Annotated in this window: 1 protein-coding gene; it reads left to right on the top strand. The window is 68.9% G+C overall.

The features are described from left to right. The first annotated feature begins 149 nt into the window (after positions 1-149). On the top strand, positions 150-1676 hold the full coding sequence (locus ABZT03_RS44340) for an ISL3 family transposase (protein WP_356050006.1): 1527 nt from the start codon (positions 150-152) through the stop codon (positions 1674-1676). Positions 1677-1705: the final 29 nt, after the last annotated feature.

Raw genomic sequence — 1705 nt, 5'->3', positions numbered from 1 at the left:
GGCTCTGTCGCTGATCTTGTGATCGGGGCTGTTGTCGGTGGTGCCTGCGATCGTGTCCCTGGTGTACTTCGCGAAGTTTCGAGGCGCTTCTGCCTCATCTGTCCGGCGTCGTGGTCGAGTTGGTCGAGCGGTCGGCCAGCGAGATCACGATGCATGCCCGTGTCCGTGCGGCAGATGCGCCGTGCTCGCGCTGTCAGAGTCCGTCAGTTCGGGTGCACGGCCGATACCTGCGACGCCTGTCCGATGCGGCGGTCAGCGGAACCCGGGTGGTCATCGAGCTGCTGGTACGCCGATTCCGCTGTCTCAACGACCTCTGCCCGACGGTGACGTTCGCCGAGCAGGTCACCGGGTTGACCAGCCCACACGCCCGCTACACCCCGCTGATGCGCGGGACACTGACCTCAATAGCGCTCACGCTGGCAGGGCGGGCTGGCAGCCGACTGGCGGTCGCTTTGGGAGCCCCAGCGGCGAAGGACACCCTGTTACGCCTGCTCAGGGCCTTCCCCGAGGAGCCCGTCGGGCAGGTCAGGGTGCTCGGGGTCGATGATTTCGCATTGCGGAAGGGCGACTCGTACGCCACCATCCTGGTCGACCTGGAACGACGCCGCCCCATCGATGTCCTGCCGGGACGCGAGGCCGGCCCACTGGCCGACTGGCTCGTCGGTCATCCCGAGGTCGAGATCATTTGCCGCGACAGGGCGGGGGCGTACGCGGACGGCGCCCGCACCGGAGCCCCGCAAGCAGTGCAGGTCGCCGATGCCTGGCACCTGTGGAAGAACCTCGGAGAAGCGGTCGAGAAGACGGTCGGCACCCATTACGCCCGCGTGCGGGCCGCGTTCGAGAAACAACCCGCTGCCGAGCCCTCCGCCCCCGCCGACGTCGCCGCCCCGGCTGCCGCGCCGATCGGGACACAGGACGTCCACGGGCGCGAGCGCCGCCTGGTGGTCCGCACCCGGGAACGGTTCGCACTGGTCCAGGGCCTGCTGAGCGAGGGGGCGTCGCTGGAGGCCATCTGCCGCCGGCTGCAACTGGACCGCTCCACCGTGCGCCGCTTCGCCCGCGCGACCTGCATCGAGGAGCTCCTGATCAAAGCGGTCAACCGGACCACGATCCTGGACGCGTACCGGTCCCACCTGCACCAACGGTGGAACGAGGGCTGCCACGACACCGCCGTACTGCACCGCGAGATCACCGCCCTCGGCTTCACCGGGGACATCCAGAGCGTCCGCCGCTACGTACGCAACCTCACGCCGTCCGCTTCCGCTCCGGCACCGCGGCTCGCGCCACGGCCCCGCCGTATCGTCCGGTGGATCATGACCAACCCCGGCAAACTCACCGACGAGGACGCCGTCGCCCTCAAGGAGATCCGTGCGGCCTGTCCCGAACTCCAGGCGGTCTCCGACCACGTCCGCGACTTCGCCGAGATGATGCGCGACCTGCGCGGCGATCAACTGCCCCAGTGGATGGAGCGGGTCGAGAAAGACCCCCTGCCAGCCCTGCACTCCCTGGTCAACGGCCTGCGGCGGGACCAGGACGCCGTCATCGCCGGGCTGTCCAGCCCCTGGAGCTCCGGCCAGGTCGAGGGACAGAACACGCGAGTGAAATTCCTCAAACGGGCCGGATACGGCCGCGCCAACTTCGACCTCCTGCGCCTGCGGATCCTGCACCGAACCTGACCCCCGATCACAAGATCAGCGACAGAGCC

The organism is Streptomyces sp. NPDC005574, assembly GCF_040605435.1.
Classification (GTDB): Bacteria; Actinomycetota; Actinomycetes; order Streptomycetales; family Streptomycetaceae; genus Streptomyces.
The sequence above is the reverse complement of the archived record's forward strand: the minus strand, read 5'-3'. Positions and strand labels throughout refer to the sequence as shown.

Bases quoted from the DNA above. Each gene is read 5' to 3' on its own strand.
- ABZT03_RS44340 (WP_356050006.1), top strand. From the start codon at position 150: ATGCATGCCCGTGTCCGTGCGGCAGATGCGCCGTGCTCGCGCTGTCAG.